Source organism: Streptomyces sp. NPDC091972 (genome assembly GCF_044756385.1).
In the GTDB taxonomy this organism is placed as follows: domain Bacteria; phylum Actinomycetota; class Actinomycetes; order Streptomycetales; family Streptomycetaceae; genus Streptomyces.
Genome location: NZ_JBIVSV010000001.1, coordinates 288853 through 304293, shown reverse-complemented (window position 1 = coordinate 304293; position 15441 = coordinate 288853). Strand labels below are relative to the sequence as shown.

The following is a 15441-nucleotide window of genomic DNA, read 5'->3' as shown; positions in this document are numbered from 1 at the left end:
GGAAGGGCAGGTCAGTCGAGGTCCGGCGGAGCCGCTGTCGTGCCGCGGATCTCCAGCGCCGGCGAGGCCAGATCCGTACGGCCCTCTCCCCCGCGCCCCTCGAACCGGTCGAGCAGACAGCGTGCCGCACGGCGCCCGACCTCGTGGCTGGCGTTGTCGACGGTGGTGAGCCAGACGTGGCGCAGCCGGGCGAGGCTCGTGTTGTCGTAGCCGACGACGGACAGGTCGCGCGGGACGTCCAGGCCCAGTTCCTCGGCGGCCGACACCACGCCGATCGCGGCGATGTCGTTGAAGGCGAAGACGGCCGTCGGCCGGGCGGGGCGGCTCAGCAGCCGCACGGTGGTGCGGTATCCGCCCTCCTCGGTCGTGTCGCTGGGCTCGACGACCGCCTCCTCGGCGAGGCCGTGCGCCCGCATCGCCGCCTGGTAGCCGGCCTGCCGCAGTTCGCCGACCGCCCCGTACCCGGCGATGTGCGCGATCCGGCGGTGGCCGAGGCCGATCAGGTGCTCGGTGACCAGGCGGGCGCCGCACTCGTCGTCGTTGGCGACCACGTCCACCCCCGGCAGCCGGGGCTCGCGCGCGCCGGCCACGACGACCGGGAGGCGTTCGGCCACCGCCCGGAGCGCGGCGGGTTCGGGCAGTGTGCCGACCACGACCAGGCCGTCCACCCCGAGGTCCAGAAAAGGGCCCGCCGGGTCCTGCCCGGTGCGGCGGTTGAGGCGGGCGTCGGCCAGGAGCATGCGCAGGCCGTTGTCGTGGAGCAGTGAGTTGAGGCCGTCGAGCAGGTCGACGAACCAGGGGTTGCGCAGGTCGTTCAGGAGGACGCCGACCGTGCGGGTGCGCTGCTCGCTGAGGCTGCGGGCGGCGGCGTTGGGGCGGTAGCCGAGCTCGCGCACGGCCCGCAGCACCGCCTCCCGTCGCTCCGGGCGGACCTGGTCGGAGCCCCGCAGCACGAGCGAGACCAACGACTTCGAGACACCGGCCCGCTCGGCCACATCACGGATCGTCGGCGCTCTCATGGACATGGACCGTTCCATGCAGCGGGGCCGCTTGTCAAAGGCTTGACAGCGAGTGAATACCGCACCCAAGGTGACCTGGACAGAGAATGGAACGGTCCAAAGAGGGGCTCCCATGGTCGATACGCTCGGTGTCGCCGTCGTCGGATTCGGCTGGATGGGCCGGGTGCACACCCAGGCGTACGCCCGTGTCCCGCACCACTACCCACGGCTCGGTCTGCGTCCGGAGCTCGTGTCCGTCGCCGAGGACGTGCCGGGGCGGGCCGAGGAGGCCGCCGCGCAGTTCGGGTTCGCCTCGACGACCCGCGACTGGCGCGAGATCGCCGCCGACCCGCGCGTCCAGGCCGTCAGCATCACCGCGCCCAACTTCCTGCACCGCGAGATCGGTGTGGCGATGGCCGAGGCCGGCAAGCACATCTGGATCGAGAAACCGGTCGGCCTCACCGCCGAGGACGCCCGGGCGGTGGCCGACGCGGTCGCCCGGGCCGGTGTGCGCAGCACCGTCGGCTTCAACTACCGCAACGCACCCGCCGTCGAGGCCGCCCGCGAGCTGATCGCCGCCGGGGAGATCGGCGCGGTCACCCATGTCCGCATCCGGCTGTTCAGCGACTACGCGGCCCACCCGCAAGGTGCCCTGACCTGGCGCTTCGAACGCGCGCGGGGCGGCAGCGGGGTGCTCGGCGACCTCGCCTCGCACGGCGCCGACCTCGCCCGCTTCCTGCTCGGCGACATCGTCTCCCTCACGGCCGACACCGCGATCTTCGTGCCGCAGCGCGCCCGTCCCACCGGCGCCACGGCCGGGCACACCCTCGCCACCGGCGAGCTCGGACCGGTCGAGAACGAGGACTACGTCAACTGCCTGCTGCGTTTCGCCTCGGGCGCCCGGGGTGTCCTGGAGGCCAGCCGGGTCTCGGTAGGCGAGCAGAACAACTACGGCTTCGAGGTGCACGGCACCGAGGGCGCGGTGTTCTGGGACTTCCGCCGGATGGGCGAGCTGGGCGTCAGCCGCGGCACCCGCTACCAGGACCAGCCGGTCAGCACGGTGTACGTGGGCCCGGGCGACGGCGAGTTCGGGGCGTTCCAGCCGGGCGCGGCCAACGCCATGGGCTACGACGACCTGAAGGTCGTGGAGGCCTACCGCTTCCTGCGTTCGGTCGCCGAGGGCACCTCGTACGGGGCCACCCTGGAGGACGCCGTGCGCAGCGCCGCCGTACTGGACGCCATGTCCCGGTCCGCGGCGAACGGTTCATGGACCGAGGTGACGGTGTGACCGCGGGGACGTGAGCCGCCGCGTCCGGCGTGCGCGCCGGAAAGCCGGTGCTGTGCGGCCGGCGGGCGTCGCCCTGAGGGCCGCGCCCGGTGCGGGCCGCTGCGGCGGTCCCGGGTGACAGGTGGGTGCGGCGCCGGTCACCGGAGGGGCGGCAGACCGTCGTGCACGCCTCGCCGTCCGGTGACACGCCGGCCGCCCTCGTCCTCCCGGGTGAGTGACGCGCCCCCTCACCACGGCATGTTGTACGGCGTCACCACCTGTATCGCCGAAGGCGTCGTCGGCCCCGCCGGCGGCAACGCCCCGTGCGCCCGCATCACGATGTGACACGCCTCCCGCATGTCCTGGCGCAGATCGTGGTGGAGCACGGCGGACAGCCGGTGTTCCCGCAGCAGCCTGTCGTTGTCGTGGTCGAGGTCGTGGGCCACGAACACCGCGCACTCCCTGCCGAGGTCCTCGAAGGCGCGCAGGGTGGCGATGTTGCCGCCGCCGATCGAGTAGACCGCCCGGATCCCCGGGTCCCGCTCCAGCGCGGCCCGGACGAGGTCGTACTGGGTGGCGTCCAGGCCCTGCCCCTCGGCGATCTCCACCACCGCCCGCTCCGGGTGCCGGGTGCGCATGGCGCTGCGGAACCCCATCTCGCGCTCCTCCTCGTTGCGGAAGAACCCGCTGCTGAGGCTGGTGAGGACGTTGCCGGGACGGTCGCCGAGCCACTGGCCCATGAGGTAGGCGGCGGTCGCTCCCGCGGCGCGGTTGTCGATGCCGACGTAGGCGAGGCGGGCCGTGGCGGGCAGGTCGGTGACGAGGGTGACCACGGGGATGCCCGCCTCCGCGAGCCGGCCGACGGCCGCCGTGACCTCGGGGACGTCCGGCGCCTTGAGGATCACCCCCTGGGAACCGCGCCGGGCTATCCGGTCGAGGGTCTTCGTCAGCTCCGCCACCGGACCGGTCTCGCGGAAGTGGAAGCGGGAGCGCAGGACGGCGGGGTGCAGCGCGGGCAGCTCGGCCTCCAGGGCGGCGCGCACGGCCGTCGAGAAGCGCTCCGGGGTCTGCATCACTATGTCGATCATGAAGGTGCGGCCGACCAGCCGGACCTGGGTGCGCTGCCGGTCCAGGTCGGTGATCGCCTGGTGGACCTCGCGGGCGGTGTTCTCCCTGACCCCGCCCCTGCCGTTCAGGACCCGGTCGACGGTGGCCTCGCTCAGCCCCGCCTGACGTGCGATCTCCCGGATCGGGTAGGGGTGGCCCACGCGTCTGCTCCTTGAGGGGTTTTTGATGGCTGCCTGCTGGTTGTTCGACGGCTTTGTCATGACAAGAATGACAGCGCTGAGTCGCCCCTGTCACCGAGAGGACGCCGATGTCCTTCACCGCCGTTCACCGCCGTGCCTGGCTGTCCGAGCAGGACTGCGACCTCGACTCGTTCCGTGCGCTCGTCGAGCGCACGACCGACCCCGCCGACCATCCGCACGCCACCGCCGTGGAGCGGAACGTCCTGCTGTACGACGCCGAGCGCGTCCTCGGGGCCGGGGACCGCCGGCACGTGCAGGAGGAGCTGGTCCGGGCCCTGACCGACGGGCCCGGGGTCGTGGTCCTCCGGGGCGCGTTCCCCGATCACGCGGTCGTGGACCGGTTCACCGAGGTCTTCGACTCCCTGATCCGCGAGCAGTACGCGGCGGGCACGACCGCGGGCGACCACTTCGCGAAGCCCGGCGCCAACGAGCGGGTGTGGAACGCGCTGGAGAAGGCCGCCCTGTACGACCCGGCGGCGTTCGCCGACTACTACGCCAACCCCGTGCTCGCCCTGGTGTCCGAGGCCTGGCTCGGCCCCGGCTACCAGGTCACCTCGCAGGTCAACGTGGTCAACCCGGGCGGCCTCGCCCAGACCGTGCACCGCGACTACCACCTCGGCTTCCTCTCCGACGAGGCCGCCGCGGCCTACCCGGCGCACGTCCACCGCCTGTCCCCCGTGCTCACGCTCCAGGGCGCCGTCGCGCACTGCGACATGCCCGTGGAGTCGGGGCCGACGCTGTACCTGCCGTACTCGCAGACGTTCGAGCCCGGCTACCTGGCGTGGCGGCGGCCGGAGTTCCAGGCGTACTTCAAGGAGCACCACGTCCAGCTCCCGCTCTCCAAGGGCGACGCCGTCTTCTTCAACCCGGCGCTGTTCCACGCGGCCGGCACCAACCGCACGACGGACGTGCGGCGCATGGCCAACCTGCTCCAGGTGTCCTCGGCCTTCGGGCGGGCCATGGAGACCGTGGACCGGGAGGCGGTGTCCAACGCCGTCTACCCGGCGCTGCTGCGCCGCAAGGCGGAGGGCGCCGACGCGCAGTGGCTGGACAACGTGATCGCCGCGAGCGCCGAGGGCTACCCCTTCCCCACCAACCTCGACAGCGACCCGCCGGTCGACGGACTGGCCCCGCCCTCGCAGGCGGACCTCGTACGACGGGCGCTGGCCGAGGGCTGGACCCCGCGGACCCTCCGGGACGAGCTGCGGGCGTGCGCCGACCGGCGCACGAGCTGAGCGCGACAACCGAAAGGCACTGGCACATCCATGGGACTACTCGACGACAAGGTCGTCCTCGTCAACGGCGGCAGCCAGGGCGTCGGGGCCGCCATCGCCCGGGCCGCCGTCCGGGAGGGGGCGGTCGTGGCCGTCACCGGCCGCAGGCCGGAGCCCGGTGAGGCGCTGGTGGCGGAGCTGACGGCGGACGGCGGCAAGGCGCTGTTCGTCCGCGCCGACCTCGCCGACGCCGACCAGGCCAAGGCCTCCGTCACCCGGGTCGTCGAGGCGTACGGCCGGGTCGACTGCCTGGTCAACTCCGCCGGGCTGACCTCGCGGGGCACACTCCTCGACACCACGCCCGAGCTGTTCGACCAGCACATCGCGATCAACCTGAAGGCGCCGTTCTTCGCCATGCAGGCAGCCGTCGCGGACATGGTCGGCCGCAAGGCGCCCGGGACCGTCGTCAACATCATCACGTCCTCGGCGCACGGCGGACAGCCCTTCCTCGCGCCCTACGTGGCCGCGAAGGCCGGACTCATCGGCCTCACCCGCAACGCGGCGCACGCCCACCGCTGGGACCGGGTGCGGATCAACGGCCTGAACATCGGCTGGACGGCGACCGAGGGCGAGGACGCCACCCAGAAGACGTTCCACGGCGCCGGCGACGACTGGCGCGAGGAGGCCGCGGCCAGGCTCCCGATGGGCAAGCTCGGCCAGCCCGACGAGATCGCCGACTTCGTGGTCCTGCTGCTGTCCGACCGGTCGGGCGTGGTCACCGGATCGGTGATCGACTGGGACCAGAACGTCCTGGGCGGCCTCGACTGACCTCCCCTCCCCCTCGGGAAAAGCCGCCTGAGAAGCACCGCTCACCGGAAACACCCTCAAGGAGCTGCACCCCCATGCGTATCGGAATCCTCGGCCTCGGCCGCATCGGCGCCTTCCACGCCGAGACCCTCTCCGGACTCGACGCGGTCGAGTCCCTCGTCCTCACCGACCCCTTCGCCGAGGCCGCCAAGTCCGCCGCCGAGCGCTTCGGCGGCGAGGTCGTGGACTCGCCCGAGGCCCTGCTGGCCGCCGGGGTGGACGGCATCGTGATCGCGGCGGCGACCGACGCCCACCCGGGTCTGATCCTGGCGGGGGTCGAAGCGGGAATTCCCGTCTTCTGCGAGAAGCCCGTCGCCAAGCACATGAGCGAGGGCGTCGAGGTCCTCAAGGCGGTCCAGGGCAGTGAGGTGCCGATCCAGATCGGCTACAACCGCCGCTTCGACACCGGTTTCGTGAACGCGCGGGCCGCCGTCCGGTCGGGTGAGCTGGGCAAGCTGCACACCGTGCGCTCGACCACCCTGGACCCGGCCCCGCCGCCCGCCGCGTACATCGCCGCCTCCGGGGGCATCTTCCGGGACTGCTCGGTGCACGACTTCGACATCATCCGCTGGGTGACCGGCCGCGAGGTCGTCGAGGTGTACGCCGTCGGCGGCAACCGGGGCGCCGACTACATCAAGGAGGCGGGCGACGCCGACACCACCGGCGCGATCCTCACCCTCGACGACGGCACGATCGCGGTGGTCTCCAACTCCCGCCACAACGCCCGGGGTTACGACGTCCGCATGGAGATCCACGGCTTCCAGGACTCCATCGCGGTGGGCCTGGAGGACAAGCTCCCGCTGCGCTCGGTCGAGCCCGGGGTGACCTTCCCGGCGGGCACCCCGCACGACTTCTTCATGGACCGCTTCACCGCGGCCTACCGGGCCGAACTCACCGCGTTCACCGAGGTCGTGGCCGGCACCCGGCCCTCGCCGTGCACCGTCGCGGACGCCCTGGAGGCGGGCTGGATCGCCGAGGCGTGCACGCTGTCCCTGCACGAGCACCGCCCGGTGACCATCGCCGAGGTCCGCGCCGCCTGACCGCCGCCGTGTCCCGGGCCCCCGAGCCCGGGACACCGGGGCTGAACGTTTCGCCCGCGACGCCCGTTCTCGGTCACGTGATCTCTCCGTACGACCATGAGAGCCTTCCACGTCCGACCGACCCAGGAGTCACGAGCATGCAGGAGTTACGCGGCACCGCAGGACCCCGAACCGTGGCCGTCGTGGGCGCGGGCCCGAGCGGCCTGGCCGTCGCCCGCGAACTGGAACGCGCCGGGCACCGGGTGACCGTGCTGGAGGAACAGGACACGGTGGCCGGGAAGTGCCAGAGCGTGCGGGTCGACGGGCGCGCCTTCGACCTGGGCGGTCACATCTGCAGCAACAGGTACGAACGGATCGCCGGGTTGCTCACCGAACTGGGCGTGGAGACGGAGCGCACCAGCCGCTACCGCGTCCTCGACGCCGCGGGACGTGCCCTCCGCCAGCCGATGGCGTTCCTGCACGACGGCTCCCTCCAGCGCTACCGCGCGCTGCGGGCACGGGAGTTCCCCCGCATAGCCGAACCCGGTCTCGCCCACTCCGCGCGAGCCCTCGCCGCCCCCGTCGGCCGCTGGATGGCCGAGCACGGCCTGCACTCCATGGCCGAGTCCTTCGGCACCGGGTTCACGGCCGCCGGGTACGGCCACCTCGACGACGACATACCCGCCCTGTACTTCGTGAAGTACGCGGAGATGACCGGTCTGCTGGACCCCGGGCCCCAACTCCTCGGCCACCCGGGCGACTTCACCGTGGTGGGCGGGTTCGCCACGCTGTGGGAGCGGGTCGCGGCGGAGCTGAAGGACGTCCGGTGCGGGGTGCGGGTGACGGCGGTGCGGCGCCGCGCCGACGGAGTGCGGGTGCACACCGACTCGGGCCCGGTCGAGGCGGACGACGTGGTGCTCGCGGTCGCGCCGGACCGGTTCCTGCCGGCGCTGGACGCCACCGACGAGGAGCGCGATCTCGCCGCGCGGATCCGCAGCAACGCCTACCACACCACCCTCGCCGCCGCGTCCGGCCTCCCCGAGGACGGGTTCTACTTCCTCGCCGCCCACACCACGAGCCGTGCGACGGCCGGCCACTGCGTCTCGTACCACCACCGCTACCCCGGCAGCGAGGTGCGGACCTTCTACTCCTACGGCCGCCCCGACGACGTCACCGCGCTGCTCCGCAAGGACGTCACGGCCCTCGGCGGGCACCTGGAGGAGGTGCATGTGCGGCGCGAGTGGGCGTTCATGCCGCACTTCGGCAGCGCCGACCTCGCGGACGGCGCGCTGGACCGGCTCGACGCGCTGCAAGGGCGCGACCGCACCTGGTTCGTCGGCGGGCTGCCGGCCTTCGAGCTCGTCGAGTGCACGGTGGCGCACGCCCAGGACCTCGCGCGCCGCCACTTCCCGCCCGCACCGGGCACACTGACCCGGCGGGCCCACGGCCCCGCCCTGAACGAGGAGGAACGGCAGACATGAGCGAACCGCTGCGCATCGGAGTGCTGGGAGCCGCGCGGATCAGCGCGTCCTCGCTGATCGGACCGGCCCGGGCGACCGGCCACCGGGTCGTGGCGGTGGCCGCGCGCGACCGGGCCCGCGCCGAGGCCTACGCGGCCGAGCACGGTGTGGAGCGGGTGGCCGGATCGTACGCCGAGCTGATCGCCGACCCCGAGGTCGAGGTCGTCTACAACCCGCTCGCCAACGGACTGCACGGGCCGTGGAACCTGGCGGCACTCGCCGCCGGAAAGCACGTGCTGAGCGAGAAGCCGTCGGCGAGCAACGCCGAGGAGGCCGCGGAGGTGCGGGAGGCCGCCGCGAAGGCCGGGACGGTCTTCATGGAGGCCTTCCACTACCTGTTCCACCCGGTCACCCGGCGCCTGCACGAGATCCTCGAAAGCGGGGAGATCGGCGAGCTGCGGCACGCCGAGGCCATGGTGGCGATCCCGGCCCCGGCGGACTCCGACCCGCGCTGGTCGCTGCCGCTGGCCGGCGGCGCGGTGATGGACCTCGGCTGCTACAGCCTGCACGCGCTGCGCGTGCTGGCCCCCTGGGCGGGCGGTGCGCCGCGGCTGGTGTCCGCGCGCGGCGGGGAGCGGGCCGGCGCTCCCGGTGTCGACGAGTGGCTGGACGCCGACCTGGCCTTCCCGGGCGGGGCGACCGGCTCCGCGCGCTGCCACATGGCGTACGACCGGCTGGAGATGAGCTGCCGGGTCGTCGGTTCGCGGGGCGAGGTCCTCGCGCCGAACTTCGTGCTGCCGCACACGGACGACCGGATCGTGGTGCGCACGGCGGACGGCGAGCGCACCGAGCGGCTCGGCACCCGGTCGTCGTACACCTACCAGCTGGAGGCGTTCGCGGACCGGGTCCGCGGGGGTGCCCCGCTGCCGCTGGACGCGGACGACGCGGTGTCGACGATGACGCTGATCGACGAGGCCTACCGGGCGGCGGGCTTCGAGCCGCGGCCGCGCATGTCCTAGGGGTCCCGCAGCTCGGCCAGTTCGCGCCGGGTCACCGACTCCTTGTCGGTCCGGCCCAGTTCACCGAGCACGTCGGCGAGGCAGTCCAGCGCCGGGGCCAACTCGCCGGCGCCGTGCGGCTTGCGGGCCTCGGCCACCGCCGCCGCGGCACAGGCGCCGGCCTCGGCGGGGTCGCCGACGGCGGTGTGGCAGCGGGCCAGGTCGATCAGGAGGCGTACCCGCAGGGGCAGCACGATCTCGGGGGCGGTCCACGCGAGGGGGCCCCGCAGCGCCTCCCGGGCCTCGGGGCCCACGCCCAGCGCGTCCTCGTACCGCCCCAGCGCCCGCAGGACACCGACCAGTTCGGCGAGCACCTGCGGGCGCACCAGGTCGACGTGCGCCAGCTCGCGGAGCGACATGGCGGCCAGGAGCGCGGCGCACTCCTCGTAGACGGCCACGGACTCCTCGCTGCGGCCGACCGCGGCGAGCAGCATCCCGTAGGTCCGCAGCGCGCCGGGCAGGCTGCCGAGCGCCCGGTCCCTGCGGTCGGGGGCGGGCAGGCCGCGGTAGGCCGCCACGCCCGCCCGGGCCACCGGCAGGGCCTCCTCGGCCCGGCCGAGGCCCGCGAGGGCCTGTGCCCGCACGTCAGCGGCGAAGGCGGCCGGCGCCGCCGACGCCTCGCCCGGCACGGCGTCCGCGGCCGCGCACGCCTCCTCGAACCGGCCGGACAGCAGCAGCGCGTGGGCGCGCAGCGCCAGGGCGCGACTGAGTCCGTCCGCGTCGGCCGTCGCCCGGTAGACGGCGACCGCCTCCTCGGCCCAGGCCAGCCGCCGCTCGGGCGACGGCGACCGCAGCCCCGCCCGGGAGGGCGTGACGCAGTACGACAGGGCCGCCCCGAGCAGCGGTGCGCCCCTCTCCGGTGCCAGCTTGGCCGCCGCGCGCGGCAACGGCAGGAATATCCGTACGAGTCCCATGACCACCCCCTCGCCGCCCCGCCGAGGACAGCCGCGCCATGGTGGCACAAGGGGTCACGCCGATGCCGCGATTCACCGAGTACGTAGCGAGCACGGGGGAACTTCGCCGAACTCCCCCCGCACGACGCGCAGTCAGCCGTACAGGGCGGGCCGCTCGGCGAGTTCCACCGGTACCCGGCCGCCCTCGGTCAGCGACCGCACGCCCGCCTCGCAGACCGCGGCCGCCGCGTAGCCGTCCCACACGCTGGGCCCGGTGACCTCGCCGCGGCGGGTGGCGTCGACCCAGGCCTGCACCTCGCGGTCGTAGGCGTCGGCGAAGCGTTCGACGAAGTCCTGGGCGATGGTGCCGCCCCAGCGTCCCGCCATGCTGGTGACCATGGCGTGGCCGTCGCCGATGCGCGCGGTGCCGCGTTCGCAGACCGCCTCGGCCTGGACCTGGTAGCCGAAGCCGCAGTTGACGAAGATCTCCACGTCGGAGAGGGCGCCGCCGTCCGTCTCGAGGACGACGAACTGGGGGTCCTGGAGGTCGTCCGGTGCGTTCGCCGACGGGGTGGGCCGCCACACGGTGACCGCGGTGATCTCGTGTCCGAGCAGCCAGCGCGTCACGTCGGCCTCATGGGCCACGGAGTCGCTGATCAGCATGGAGCTGGTGAAGAAGGGCGGGCTCGCGGCGTTGCGGTGCCGGTTGTGCAGCAGCAACGGCCGCCCCAACTGGCCCGTCTCCAGAAGCGACTTGAGTTTCATGTACTCGGCGTCGTAGCGCCGCATGAACCCCACCTGGGCACGCCGGTGCCCCAGTCGCTGCTCGGCCTCCACGACCCGCAGCGCGGAGGCCGCGTCGGGGGTGAGCGGCTTCTCGCACAGCACCGGCAGGTCGTGCTCGAACGCCTGGAGCAGGGCCGCCTCGTGGGCGGGGCCCGGCGAGGCGATCAGGACGGCGTCGACGTCGGCCGCCGCCATCGCGGAGGCCGGATCGGTGTAGGCGGTGCAGCCCTCGACGCGGGCGGCGATCTGCTTGGCGCGTTCCGCGTCGAGGTCCACCACGGCGCTCACCCGGGCGCCGCTGACGACCTCGTGGATTCGGCGGACGTGGTCGGCGCCCATCTTGCCGGTGCCGATGACGGCGACACCGAGGGTGCCTCGCTCGGTCATGGTGCCCCCTTCAGGCGCCGCAGGACCTCAGGAACTTTCGGGTACGCATCGCGATCGGCAGCGGCTCGTCCGGCTCGCAGGGGTACATGTCCTGCTCGACGATGGCGAACAGCTCCACGCCGAGTCCCTGCGCGGCCACCAGCACCGGCTCCAGCTCCGGTACACCGGAGGGCGGTTCGCACATCACCCCGCGCTGCACGGCCGACCCGAACGGGACCCCGTCGCGCACGACCTCCGCGAGGACCTGCGGGTCGACCTGCTTGAGGTGGAGATAGCCGATGCGTTCGCCGTACGTCTCGATGAGCTTGACGCTGTCGCCGCCGCAGTAGGCGTAGTGCCCGGTGTCCAGGCAGAGGTTGACGAGTTCGGAGTCCGTCGAGTCCAGGAAGTGCTCGACGTGGTCCTCGGTGTCGAGGTGGGTGTCGGCGTGCGGGTGGACGACGATGTCGAGCCCGTACGCCTCCTTCACCTCGTGGCCGAGCCGCTCCATGCCCTTGGTGAGGTGGGCCCACTGCTCGTGGGTCAGCTCGGGGGGCTCCAGCATCTCGGCGGTTCTGTCGTCACGCCAGAAGGACGGGATGACCACGAGGTGCCGGGCGCCCATGGCCTGGGTGAGCGCGGCGACCTGGCTGACGTGCGCCCAGGTCGGCTCCCAGACGGAGGGGCCGCGGTGCAGGCCGGTGAAGACCGTGCCCGCCGATACCTTGAGGCCGCGCCGGGCGACCTCGTCGGTCAGGCGGGCCGGATCGGTCGGGAGGTAGCCGTACGGCCCCAGCTCGATCCAGGAGTAGCCCGCCTCGGCGACCTCGTCCAGGAAGCGTTCCCACGGCACCTGGGCCGGGTCGTCGGGGAACCAGACGCCCCACGAGTCCGGGGCCGAGCCGACGCGGACACGGTCGAGCGGGGCCGCCATCTCAGGCCTTCCCCTCGCCGGTGGCGGCCACGGGCGCGGTCAGGTCCTGCTCCTCGGGGAGTGCTTCGGTGTCGACGCCGCGGACCTGGGACAACTCGTGCTTGAGCGCGGCGAGTTCGGCACCGCCGGCCATGTGGTTGGTGAGTTCTTCCAGGGTGATCCGGTCCCGGGACGCGGACAGCTCCATGGTGCCCAGGCGCAGCACGCTGAAGTGGTCGCCGACCATGTAGGCGTGGTGCGGGTTGTGGGTGATGAAGATGACCCCGAGCCCCCGGTCGCGGGCGGCGGCCACGTACTTGAGGACCACGCCGGACTGCTTGACGCCCAGGGCGGCGGTGGGCTCGTCGAGGATCAGGACGCGGGCGCCGAAGTAGACGGCGCGGGCGATGGCCACGCACTGGCGCTGGCCGCCGGACAGGGTGCCGATGGGCTGTTCGAGGTCGTCCAGGACGATGCCCATCTCGCGCAGCTCGTGGTCGGCGGTCCGCTTCATCCTCTCGATGTCCAGACGGCGCAGGGGCCAGGGGCCCTTGGTCATCTCGGAACCGAGGAAGAAGTTGCGCCACACCGGCATCAGGGGGACCACGGCCAGGTCCTGGTAGACGGTCGCGATGCCCTTGTCCAGCGCCTCGCGCGGGGTGGTGAAGCGCACCGGCTGCCCGTCGACGAGGAACTCGCCCTCGGTGTGCTGGTGCAGACCGGAGATGATCTTGATCAGGGTGGACTTGCCGGCGCCGTTGTCGCCGAGCACGCAGGTGACCTGGCTCGGGCGGACCTGGAGGCTCACTCCGTGCAGGGCGCGGATGTTGCCGTAGGACTTGCCGGCGTTGCGCAGCTCGACGATCACCCCGTCGTCGCTCTGCGGTTCGTCGGCGAGGATCGCGCCGTGCGTGCCGGGGGTTTCGTGGGTGTCGGTCATTGCAGGGTTACCTCCGGGTCGCGGTGCGGCTGACCCACAGATTGATCAGGACGGCGCCCAGCAGCATCACGCCGAGGAAGGCCTTGAACCAGTCCGGGTTCCAGTTGGCGTAGACGATGCCCTGCTGGACCATGCCGAACATGAACGCCCCGAACACCGGGCCGATGGCCGAGCCGGCCCCGCCGGTCAGCAGGCACCCGCCGATCACCGCGGCCGAGATGTAGATGAGCTCCTGGCCCACGCCCTCGCCGGACTGCACGGTGTTGAAGGAGAACAGGTTGTGCATGCCGACGAACCAGGCCGCGAACCCGACCAGCATGAACAGGCTGATCTTCGTGAAGTTGACCGGGACGCCGACCGCGCGGGCGGAGTCCTTGTTGCCGCCGACCGCGAAGGTCCAGTTGCCGTACCTGGTGCGCAGCAGCACCCAGGTCGCCAGCGCGGCGAACACCAGCCAGTACACGATCGTGATCTTGATCTGGACGCCGGCCACTTCGAAGGAGTTCGCGAAGACCTTCTTGGCCTGGTCGAAGCCGTCCATGTCACTGATGTCGTCGGTGGCCACGTTGCCGGTGACCAGCTTGGTCACCGCCAGGTTCACGCCCTGGAGGATCAGGAACGTGCCCAGGGTGATCAGGAAGCTGGGCAGACCGGTCTTGACGACCAGCCAGCCGTTGAGGAACCCGATCGCCAGCGACACCAGCAGGGCGACGAAGACGCCCGCCCACACGTTCAGCGTGAGCTGGAAGGCGAACATGCTCGCGGTCAGCGCCGAGGTGATCACCGCGACACCCGCCGACAGGTCGAACTCCCCGCCGATCATCAGCAGCGCGACCGGCAGCGCCATGATCCCGATCGTCGACGACTGGTAGAGGATGTTCGCCATCGCACTGCCCTCGCGCACCGGCGGGGCGGCGATCAGGAAGAACACCCACACCGCCACCGCGCCCAGGAACACACCCACGTCAGGACGCGCCAACAGGCGCAGGGCGAGCGGTCGTTCGGCGGTCCGGCCGTCCTTGGCCTTGCTGGGGCCGGGGGCCGGCGGTGCGGTCACCGCCGGCTCGGCGTGCTGGGTCATCCCCATCACCTGGTGCCCTTCGCGGCGTACTGGGCCACGGTCTCGACGTTGGACTTGTCGACGAAGGCCGGGCCGGTGAGCACCGGCTGCTCGCCGCCGCCCATGTAGTTGCCGTTGTTCTTGTAGAGCCACAGCGAGTCGATCGCCAGGTAGCCCTGGAGGTAGGGCTGCTGGTCGACGGCGAACTGGATGGTGCCCTTGCTGATGGCGCCCGTCAGGTCCTTGTTGAGGTCGAACGTGGCCACCTTGGCCTTGCTGCCCGCGTCGGACACCGACTGGGTCGCGGTCAGCGCGAAGGGCGCGCCGAGGGCGACGACGTAGTCGATGGACTTGTCCTGGGAGAGCTTGGCGGTGATCGTCGACTTCACGGACGGCATGTCGGTGCCGTTGACGTTCAGCGTCTGGAGCTTGCCGGTGAAGGTCTTCTTCACGCCGTCGCAGCGCTGGGTGAGGCCGATGTTGCCCTGCTCCTGGATGACACAGACGGCGCTCTTGGCGCCCTCCTCGTTCAGCCGCTTGCCGAGCGCCTCGCCGGCCACGGTCTCGTCCTGGCCGAAGAACTCCATCAGGCCGAGCTTCTGCCACTCGCTGACGCCGGAGTTGAGGCCGACGACGGGTATCCCGGCCTTCTTCGCCTTGGCGACGACGTCCTTGAGGGCGTCCGGCTTGGCGAGGGTGATCGCGATGCCGTCGACCTTCTGGTCGATGGCGTTCTGGACCAGGTTGGCCTGGTTGGCCGCGCTCGGGTCGGCCGAGTAGACCAGCTTGACGTTGTCCTTGGCGGCGGCGGCCTGGGCGCCCTTGCGGACGATGTCCCAGAAGGTGTCGCCGGGCGACTGGTGGGTGACCAGCGCGATGGTCATCCGGGGGGTGGAGGCCTTGCCCGCGGAGGCGCCGTCCGCGCTCTCCTCGGACTTCTTGCCGCCCGAGCTGCTGGAGCAACCGGCGAGCGTCAGGGCCGCGGCCGCGGCAAGGGCCACGGCGGGAGCGAATCTCCGCGAACGGGAGAGAGAAGAGCGGTCCATCTTTCCTTGCACCTCACTGTGCGACGGGGAGAACGTCGGGAAAGGGAGTGGGATCTACGAAAACGCGCCAACTTGCGTTGGGACGCGATCCAACTCCCAGGCGCTGCCGCTGTCAATACTTTGTTAAGACATCATTTCACGATCAGGTCCGAATGTAAGTACAAACTATTGACAGCGTCGCCCTTCGGGTCCTACACCTGGGATGCAACGGGCCCGAGGGCCTCGCATCCCCAGTCCGGACCGAGGA

14 protein-coding genes are annotated in these 15441 nt (G+C 72.1%); 6 read left to right on the top strand and 8 right to left on the bottom strand.

All coding sequences use genetic code 11. The features are described 5' to 3' along the window. Positions 1 to 11: 11 nt before the first annotated feature. Positions 12 to 1019, bottom strand: coding sequence for a LacI family DNA-binding transcriptional regulator (locus ACIQJT_RS01420; protein ID WP_402640041.1), 1008 nt, complete (start codon positions 1017 to 1019; stop codon positions 12 to 14). Between the two features lie 112 nt (positions 1020 to 1131). Between ACIQJT_RS01420 and ACIQJT_RS01415 the strand changes: the two genes are divergently transcribed. After that, the gene (locus tag ACIQJT_RS01415; protein ID WP_402638894.1) at positions 1132 to 2286 is read left to right on the top strand and encodes a Gfo/Idh/MocA family protein; all 1155 of its coding nucleotides are present in this window, start codon (positions 1132 to 1134) and stop codon (positions 2284 to 2286) included. Positions 2287 to 2513: 227 nt separating this feature from the next. On the opposite strand, the gene ACIQJT_RS01410 is transcribed toward ACIQJT_RS01415, so the two are convergent. Next, complete coding sequence (locus ACIQJT_RS01410) at positions 2514 to 3533, bottom strand: LacI family DNA-binding transcriptional regulator (RefSeq protein ID WP_365454530.1); 1020 nt, start codon at positions 3531 to 3533, stop codon at positions 2514 to 2516. A 107-nt stretch (positions 3534 to 3640) separates the two neighbouring features. Between ACIQJT_RS01410 and ACIQJT_RS01405 the strand changes: the two genes are divergently transcribed. The 5 genes from ACIQJT_RS01405 to ACIQJT_RS01385 all read left to right on the top strand — a co-directional run bounded on the left by ACIQJT_RS01405 (position 3641) and on the right by ACIQJT_RS01385 (position 9151). After that, positions 3641 to 4807, top strand: a complete 1167-nt coding sequence (locus ACIQJT_RS01405; protein WP_365454527.1) for a phytanoyl-CoA dioxygenase family protein — start codon at positions 3641 to 3643, stop codon at positions 4805 to 4807. Positions 4808 to 4837: 30 nt separating this feature from the next. After that, positions 4838 to 5614 carry an SDR family oxidoreductase gene (locus ACIQJT_RS01400; protein ID WP_402638891.1) on the top strand — a complete coding sequence of 259 codons (777 nt, stop codon included), beginning with the start codon at positions 4838 to 4840 and terminating at the stop codon, positions 5612 to 5614. A 74-nt stretch (positions 5615 to 5688) separates the two neighbouring features. After that, positions 5689 to 6693, top strand: a complete 1005-nt coding sequence (locus tag ACIQJT_RS01395; protein WP_365454521.1) for a Gfo/Idh/MocA family oxidoreductase — start codon at positions 5689 to 5691, stop codon at positions 6691 to 6693. A 137-nt stretch (positions 6694 to 6830) separates the two neighbouring features. After that, complete coding sequence (locus tag ACIQJT_RS01390; protein WP_402638888.1) at positions 6831 to 8153, top strand: protoporphyrinogen/coproporphyrinogen oxidase; 1323 nt, start codon at positions 6831 to 6833, stop codon at positions 8151 to 8153. Next, positions 8150 to 9151: a Gfo/Idh/MocA family oxidoreductase gene (locus ACIQJT_RS01385; protein WP_365454515.1), complete on the top strand. Its 1002-nt coding sequence runs from the start codon at positions 8150 to 8152 to the stop codon at positions 9149 to 9151. Before ACIQJT_RS01390 ends, ACIQJT_RS01385 begins: the two co-directional genes overlap by 4 nt. Here ACIQJT_RS01385 and ACIQJT_RS01380 read toward each other — a convergent pair. The 6 genes from ACIQJT_RS01380 to ACIQJT_RS01355 all read right to left on the bottom strand — a co-directional run bounded on the left by ACIQJT_RS01380 (position 9148) and on the right by ACIQJT_RS01355 (position 15194). After that, positions 9148 to 10104, bottom strand: coding sequence for a hypothetical protein (locus ACIQJT_RS01380; RefSeq protein ID WP_402638885.1), 957 nt, complete (start codon positions 10102 to 10104; stop codon positions 9148 to 9150). The two genes, ACIQJT_RS01385 and ACIQJT_RS01380, sit on opposite strands and share 4 nt — an antisense overlap. Before the next feature lie 132 nt (positions 10105 to 10236). Beyond that, positions 10237 to 11256, bottom strand: a complete 1020-nt coding sequence (locus ACIQJT_RS01375; RefSeq protein ID WP_402638882.1) for a Gfo/Idh/MocA family protein — start codon at positions 11254 to 11256, stop codon at positions 10237 to 10239. 10 nt (positions 11257 to 11266) lie between these two features. Then, positions 11267 to 12169 carry a sugar phosphate isomerase/epimerase family protein gene (locus ACIQJT_RS01370; protein WP_402638879.1) on the bottom strand — a complete coding sequence of 301 codons (903 nt, stop codon included), beginning with the start codon at positions 12167 to 12169 and terminating at the stop codon, positions 11267 to 11269. A gap of 1 nt (position 12170) precedes the next feature. Continuing rightward, positions 12171 to 13088, bottom strand: a complete 918-nt coding sequence (locus tag ACIQJT_RS01365) for an ATP-binding cassette domain-containing protein (protein WP_365454503.1) — start codon at positions 13086 to 13088, stop codon at positions 12171 to 12173. A 7-nt stretch (positions 13089 to 13095) separates the two neighbouring features. Next, positions 13096 to 14175: an ABC transporter permease gene (locus ACIQJT_RS01360; protein WP_365454500.1), complete on the bottom strand. Its 1080-nt coding sequence runs from the start codon at positions 14173 to 14175 to the stop codon at positions 13096 to 13098. Beyond that, positions 14175 to 15194, bottom strand: a complete 1020-nt coding sequence (locus tag ACIQJT_RS01355) for a sugar ABC transporter substrate-binding protein (RefSeq protein ID WP_365454497.1) — start codon at positions 15192 to 15194, stop codon at positions 14175 to 14177. The genes ACIQJT_RS01360 and ACIQJT_RS01355 overlap by 1 nt, the downstream gene beginning before the upstream one ends. Positions 15195 to 15441: the final 247 nt, after the last annotated feature.